This is a genomic window from Blastococcus sp. SYSU DS0828 (genome assembly GCF_054050975.1).
Genome location: NZ_JBJHAK010000037.1, coordinates 22,735 through 29,413 on the forward strand (window position 1 = coordinate 22,735; position 6,679 = coordinate 29,413).

Genomic DNA, 6,679 nt, shown 5'->3' on the forward strand with positions numbered 1-6,679 from the left:
TAGAGTTTTCTGCGGTGAAGAACAAGCCCGCGTACGCGATCGGCTCGGTGGACTCCGCTCTCCTGCTGGCCAGCCTTCTGCAGCAGGAGGGCCCCATGCGGGTGACCGACGTCGCCGGTCGGCTGGGCGTCTCCGCGTCCACGGCCCACCGGCTGCTCGGGATGCTCGTCTACCGGGACTTCGCCGAGCAGCTGCCCGATCGCCGGTACGGGCCCGGATCGGCCCTGCGTCCGGCCACGGCGCCCCCGGCGTCGGTCGCCCTCCTGCGGGACGCCGCCCTGCCGCGCCTGCGGCGGCTCGTCGACGCGGTGGGGGAGACGGCCAACGTCATGCTGCTGGCCGGTCGGGAGGTCCGGTTCGTGGCGACGGTGGAGAGCCACCAGGTGCTGCGCGTCGGCGACCGCACCGGGCGGGCGCTGCCCGCCCACCTCACCTCGGGCGGCAAGGCGGTGCTCGCCGCTCTCGGCGCCGAGCGCCGGGCCGACGTCCTCGCCGGCCTGGACGAGCCCGCGGCCGCCCGGCTGGAGCGGGAGCTGCGCACGGTCCGGCGTCGGGGCTTCGCCCTCAACGACCAGGCGACCGAGGCGGGGCTGACGGCGGTCGGGGTCGCCGTCCCGGCGGCGGGCGGGCTCGACGGTGCGGGGCTCTCCCTGGCCGCACCCTCCGCGCGGTACTCCCGCGACCGGCTGCCGGAGTGGGTCGGCCACCTGGCCGAGGCGGCGGGGGCGGTCGCGCGCGCGCTGGACGCGGGCCGGTCCGACGGCGGAACGGCCGGCGGCCGGCGCTGATCACCCGGCCCGGGCGTCCACCGCGGCCCCGCAGACCGGGCACACCTCGAGCTGCCGGCGTCGCCACCGCAGGACGGGCACGAAGAAGACCGTGAGCTGCTGGAACTGCCGGACCCGGGTCCACCGCGCGGTGTTGCCGCACCGGGGACAGGTGCGGGTCGCCCCCGGGCCCGCGTCCCGCTGCTTGGTCCCGAAGCCGAAGAGGAAGAACATCCCGTCAGCGTGGACGATCGCTGCGACGCGCGCGCGTCGTCCCCCGCGGCCCCTACCGGCCGGTAGGCGGTGTGACCTGCGCCCAAGGGCTAGGTTCGGACCGGAACACCGGGTCGTCGGCGCAGGGGAGTGGCACGTGGGCAGGTCGGTACTGGTGACCGGCGGTAACCGGGGGATCGGGCTGGCCATCGCCCGGTCGTTCGCCGAGCAGGGCGACTCGGTCGCGGTGACGCACCGCGGCAGCGGCGCCCCCGACGGGCTGTTCGGCGTCCGGTGCGACGTCACCAGCGCCGAGGACGTCGACCGCGCCTTCGGCGAGGTCGAGGAGCACCAGGGGCCGGTCGAGGTGCTGGTGAGCAACGCCGGCATCACCCGCGACGGCCTGCTCATGCGGATGAAGGAAGAGGACTTCGCCGACGTCGTCGACGCGAACCTCACCGCCGCCTACCGGGTCGCCAAGCGCGCGACCCCGAAGATGGTGCGCGCCCGGGCCGGCCGGATGGTGTTCGTGTCCTCGGTGGTCGGGCTGCTCGGCTCGGCCGGACAGACGAACTACGCGGCGAGCAAGGCCGGGCTGGTGGGCCTGGCCCGGTCGATCGCGCGCGAGCTCGGCAGCCGGAACATCACCGCGAACGTGGTGGCACCCGGGTTCGTGACCACGGACATGACCGCGGAGCTGCCCGAGGCCCGGCAGCAGGAGATCCTGGGCCAGGTGCCGCTGGGCCGGTACGCCGACGCCGACGAGGTCGCCGGCGTCGTGCGCTTCCTGGCGTCGGACGCGGCGGCTTACATCACCGGGGCGGTCGTCCCGGTCGACGGCGGACTCGGAATGGGGCACTGATGGGCATCCTGGACGGCAAGAAGATCCTGGTCACCGGGGTCCTCACCGAGGCGTCGATCGCGTATGCCACCGCGCGGATCGCGCAGGAGCAGGGCGCCACCGTCGTCCTGTCCAACTTCGGCCGCGCCCTGTCGCTGTGCCAGCGGATCGCCAAGCGGCTGCCGCAGGAGGCCGCCGTCGTCGAGCTCGACGTGACGAACACCGAGCACCTGACCACGCTGGCCGACCGGCTGCGCGAGCAGGGCTTCGACCGCCTCGACGGCGTGGTGCACTCCATCGGCTTCGCCCCGCAGGAGGCGATGGGCGAGGGCTTCCCCGAGGTGGCCTGGGAGCACGCCGCCACCGCGTTCCAGGTGTCGAGCTGGTCCTACGCCTCGCTCACCCAGGCCTGCCGACCGCTGCTGGCCAACCCGTCCTCGGTCGTCGGGCTGACCTTCGACGCGACCGTCGCCTGGCCGGTCTACGGCTGGATGGGCGCGGCCAAGGCGGCGCTGGAGTCGGTCAGCCGCTACGTCGCCCGCGAGCTGGGCCCGGAGGGCGTGCGGTCCAACATCGTCGCCGCCGGCCCGCTGCGCAGCATGGCCATGAAGTCCATCCCGGGCAGCAAGCAGTTCGAGGAGGCGTGGGAGGGACGGGCCCCGCTGGGCTGGTCGGTCACCGACACGGAGCCCGCCGGCAAGGCCGTCGTCGCCCTGCTGTCGGACTGGTTCCCCGCGACCACCGGCGAGATCGTCCACGTCGACGGGGGCTTCCACGCCGTCGGCGTGTGAGTGCATCCGTCGACGCCCCGCAACAGGAAGAACCCACGTGCCCCGCGCAATCGTCGACATCACTCCTGCCGGTCAGCGACCCGACGAGGACCCCTCGCTCGCCGTCCGCAACAACGGCGGCGTCGCGCCGTCGGCCGAGCCTGCCCCGCCCGGCCGGCGGGAGGCGCTGCTGCTCCTGTCGTTCGGCGGCCCGGAGGGCCACGACGACGTCATGCCCTTCCTCGAGAACGTCACCCGCGGGCGGGGCATCCCGCGCGAGCGGCTGGCGGAGGTCGCCGAGCACTACCACCACTTCGGCGGCGTGAGCCCGATCAACGACCAGAACAAGGCGCTGCTCGCGGCGCTGGAGGCCGAGCTCCGCTCGGCGGGGATCGACCTGCCGGTCTACTGGGGCAACCGCAACTGGGCGCCCTACGTCGAGGACGTCTGGCAGCAGATGACCGACGACGGCATCCAGCACGCCTACGTGCTGGCGACGTCGGCCTACGCCTCCTTCTCCGGCTGCCGGCAGTACCACGAGGACATCGCCCGCGCCCGCGCCGCGCTGACCGGCGACGCCGCCGCCCCGGGCGGCCCGACCGCGGAGAAGCTCCCGCACTACTTCGACGCCGACGGCTTCGTGCGGGCCAACGCCGACGCGCTCGCCGCGGCGCTGGCCGAGCTCCCCGAGGAGCTGCGCGCCTCCGCCCGCCTCGTGGCGACCGCGCACAGCATCCCGGACACGATGGCCGCCGTCGCCGGACCGGAGGGGCACGCCTACGAGGCGGAGCTGATGGCCGCCGCGCAGCAGGTCGTCGACCTCGCCGCCCCGGGCCGGCCGTTCGACCTGGTGTGGCAGAGCCGCAGCGGCCCGCCGTCGGTGCCGTGGCTGGAGCCGGACGTCAACGACCACCTGGAGGCGCTGGCGGAGGCGGGGGAGACCGCCGTCGTCCTCTTCCCGGTCGGCTTCGTCAGCGACCACCTCGAGGTGATCTGGGACCTCGACAACGAGGCGAAGGAGACCGCCGAGCGGCTGGGCCTCGCCTTCGCCCGCGCGGCGACGGCGGGGACGCACCCGGCGTTCGTGACCTCGCTGCGCGGGCTGCTCGAGGAGCGACGCGCCGGGGGCGAGCCGCGCCTGGGCACCAACTGCCCGGCGTCCTGCTGTTTCGTCCCGCCGCGCCCGAGCCGTCCCGCCGCCGGCTGACCCGCTCTCGGGGCCGTGCTCCCGCTCCGGGGGCCCTGCGGGACCCGCGGGGCGCGCGGAACACCCCCAGAGCGTGGCGGGGTCGTGCCCTACCCCCGATGCAACGGCTGCACGGTGCAGGGCACGGCACGTGGCCGCGGTGTCATCGGGGGACGTCGTTGTACGCGGCGGTGACCGCCTCGCGCACCGCGTCGGAGAGCGGACGCAGGGCGGCGTCGCGGGCGGCGATCTGGGCCTGGTTGACCGCTGCCCCGGGTGCGTCGGTGGCCGCGAGGTCGAGCACGGCCGCCAGCCGCTGCGCCCGCCCGAGCACCGACAGCGCCAGCGGGTCGTGGTCGAACGGCAGGCCGGGGGCCGGCTTGGGGCGTGCCAGGTCGGCCAGCAGCGCGGGGACCTCGGGGTGCCAGCGTGCCAGGTCCAGGTCCGCCAGCGTCCGGGCGGCGTCGGTGACGGCGAGGTCGAGCGCCCCGGAGACCGCGCGCAGCCTGCCCTCCGCAGGCGGCGGCGGGGGCGCCGCACCGTCGAGCGGGAACGCCGTCCAGGTGACGACCTCCGGGCCGGTCCGCGGGACCAGGACCAGCCGGGTCCCGACGGCGGCCTGCCCCGCCTCCAGCGCCGCGGCGGCCAGGCCCGGCACCGCAGGCAGCCCGCGCACGTCGCCGGGTACCGGCAGCACCAGCCGCAGCCGCTGCTCGCCCAGGCCGCGCAGCGCGGTCAGCGCCTCGCCGAGCGGCACCGTCCCGGCGCTCCCGGGCATGCCGGCCACGAGGTGGGCGTGCTCGCCGGTCAGCGCCTCCAGCGTCTCGTCGTAGGAGGCGCGCCCGCCCAGCCAGGCGGTCGTCCAGACCGCGAGCCGGCCGGCGGGGTAGTCGTGCACCGGTCGAGGCTACGTCGGCGCGGCCGGGCCGCCGCGCGGCCTCCCGGGGCCGCGGCTCTGCCAGACTTGGTGCATGGCGTGGTTGCTGTGGTTGATCGGTGCAGGGGCGCTGGCCGTCGGCGAGATGCTCACCCTCGACCTGGTGCTGCTCATGCTCGCCGGTGGCGCACTCGGTGGCATGACCGTCGCGCTGCTGGGTGGCGCGCTGTGGTTGCAGCTCGCCACCTTCATCATCGTGTCGGGGGTGCTCCTGGTGGCGGTGCGCCCCTTGGCGAAGAGGCAGCTGACCGATCGCACCCCGCTCCAGCTCGACGGCGTCGACACGCTCATCGGCAAGACGGCGGAGGTCTCCGAGCCCGTGGACGCCTCCGGTGGCCGGATCCGGCTCGGGGCCGACGAGTGGAGTGCGCGCAGCCAGCACAGCGCGGAGTCCTTCGGCGTCGGTGAGACGGTGCGCATCCTGCAGGTGGACGGTGCGACGGCGGTCGTCGGCGACGCGCTGGAGTGACGCCTGTCCCCAAGGTGCTGACCCGGGGGACCCGGCAGGGCAGGATCAACGGTGACCCCCGACGAAGGGAGCTCGCCGTGGATGCGGCACTCATCGCACTGATCGTCATCGCCGTGCTCGTGATCATCGTGATCGCCAAGAGCGTGACGATCGTCCCCCAGGCGCAGGCCAAGGTCGTCGAGCGACTGGGCCGGTACAGCCGGACCCTGTCGCCGGGCCTGTCGATCCTCGTGCCGTTCATCGACCGCGTGCGGGCCACCATCGACCTGCGCGAGCAGGTCATCTCGTTCCCGCCGCAGCCGGTCATCACCGCCGACAACCTGCAGGTCGGCATCGACACCGTCGTCTACTTCCAGGTGACTGATCCGCGACTGGCCGTCTACGGCATCGCCAACTACATCACCGGCATGGAGCAGCTGACCACGACCACGCTGCGCAACGTCGTCGGTGGCCTCAACCTCGAGGGCGCCCTGACCGGCCGCGACGGCATCAACAGCCAGCTGCGCTCGGTCCTCGACGGCACGACCGGGCCGTGGGGGCTGCGCGTGGCGCGCGTGGAGATCAAGGCGATCGACCCGCCGCCGTCCATCCAGGACTCGATGGAGAAGCAGATGCGCGCCGACCGCGACAAGCGCGCCATCATCCTGACCGCCGAGGGTGCCCGTCAGTCGGCGATCACGACCGCCGAGGGTGAGAAGGCCGCGGCGATCCTCTCCGCGGAGGGCAAGAAGCAGTCGGCGATCCTCGAGGCGGAGGCGGAGCGGCAGAGCCGGATCCTGCGCGCCGAGGGTGAGCGCGCCGCGCTCTACCTGCAGGCGCAGGGGCAGGCGAAGTCGATCGAGACGGTGTTCCAGGCCATCCACGACGGCAAGCCCGACCAGGGGCTGCTGGCCTACCAGTACCTGCAGACGCTGCCGCAGATCGCCCAGGGCGACGCCAACAAGATGTGGATCGTGCCCAGCGAGTTCAGCAAGGCGCTCGAGGGGCTGGCCAGCCTGGGCGGCGCCGAGGGCGGGAAGTCGTGGATGGACGTCGAGCCGTCCGGCGACGGCGGCGGCGGCCCGAAGGACGGCGGCCTGGACACCAGCAGCTGGTTCGAGTCGCAGCTGCCGCGGGCAGCCGACCAGCCGGAGGCCAAGATCGAGCTGTCGTCGATCACCGACAGCGCCCCGGCGGTGCCGACACCGCCGCCGCTGTCGCAGGTGAAGCAGGACGTGCGGGAGTCCGGTCCCGCGGCGGACCCGCGCAACCGTCCGGCGGAGATCGACCCGCCGGACGCCGACCCGCCGTACGGGTCGCAGCAGTAGCAGGAGAAGGACCCCGTCCTCCCCACCCCTCGCGAGCTCGCGGCGGGTCCCTGGACGGGGCCGCGGGGGGGGGGGGGGGGGGGGGGGGGGGGGGGGGGGGGGGGGGGGGGGGGGGGGGGGGGGGGGGGGGGGGGGGGGGGGGGGGGGGGGGGGGGGGGGGGGGGGGGGGGGGGGGGGGGGGGGGGGGGG

At 74.9% G+C, this 6,679-nt stretch carries 8 protein-coding genes; 6 read left to right on the plus strand and 2 right to left on the minus strand.

Features of this window, described 5'->3' with window-relative positions; genetic code table 11:
- Nucleotides 1–14: 14 nt before the first annotated feature.
- Nucleotides 15–788 carry an IclR family transcriptional regulator gene (locus ACI79Q_RS19950; RefSeq protein ID WP_456590495.1) on the plus strand — a complete coding sequence of 258 codons (774 nt, stop codon included), beginning with the start codon at nt 15–17 and terminating at the stop codon, nt 786–788.
- Here the strand turns inward: ACI79Q_RS19950 and ACI79Q_RS19955 are convergent, their stop codons facing one another.
- Nucleotides 789–1,001 (minus strand): zinc-ribbon domain-containing protein, encoded by a 213-nt coding sequence (locus ACI79Q_RS19955; RefSeq protein ID WP_456615233.1) that lies wholly within the window; start codon nt 999–1,001, stop codon nt 789–791.
- A 154-nt stretch (nt 1,002–1,155) separates the two neighbouring features.
- Between ACI79Q_RS19955 and fabG the strand changes: the two genes are divergently transcribed.
- The 3 genes from fabG to ACI79Q_RS19970 are packed head-to-tail and all read left to right on the plus strand — an operon-like array spanning nt 1,156 to nt 3,798.
- Entirely contained in the window at nt 1,156–1,842 is a 687-nt protein-coding gene (fabG, locus tag ACI79Q_RS19960) for a 3-oxoacyl-ACP reductase FabG (RefSeq protein ID WP_456590493.1), read from the plus strand.
- On the plus strand, nt 1,842–2,612 hold the full coding sequence (fabI, locus tag ACI79Q_RS19965; protein ID WP_456590492.1) for an enoyl-ACP reductase FabI: 771 nt from the start codon (nt 1,842–1,844) through the stop codon (nt 2,610–2,612). The genes fabG and fabI overlap by 1 nt, the downstream gene beginning before the upstream one ends.
- A gap of 37 nt (nt 2,613–2,649) precedes the next feature.
- On the plus strand, nt 2,650–3,798 hold the full coding sequence (locus ACI79Q_RS19970) for a ferrochelatase (protein WP_456615234.1): 1,149 nt from the start codon (nt 2,650–2,652) through the stop codon (nt 3,796–3,798).
- Nucleotides 3,799–3,940: 142 nt separating this feature from the next.
- Here the strand turns inward: ACI79Q_RS19970 and ACI79Q_RS19975 are convergent, their stop codons facing one another.
- A complete protein-coding gene (locus ACI79Q_RS19975) occupies nt 3,941–4,675 on the minus strand; it encodes a hypothetical protein (protein ID WP_456600449.1) in 735 nt (244 codons plus the stop codon).
- A 73-nt stretch (nt 4,676–4,748) separates the two neighbouring features.
- On the opposite strand from ACI79Q_RS19975, the gene ACI79Q_RS19980 reads away from it, so the two are divergent.
- On the plus strand, nt 4,749–5,183 hold the full coding sequence (locus ACI79Q_RS19980; protein ID WP_456590489.1) for an NfeD family protein: 435 nt from the start codon (nt 4,749–4,751) through the stop codon (nt 5,181–5,183).
- 77 nt (nt 5,184–5,260) lie between these two features.
- Nucleotides 5,261–6,490 (plus strand): SPFH domain-containing protein, encoded by a 1,230-nt coding sequence (locus ACI79Q_RS19985; protein ID WP_456590488.1) that lies wholly within the window; start codon nt 5,261–5,263, stop codon nt 6,488–6,490.
- Nucleotides 6,491–6,679 lie beyond the last annotated feature (189 nt).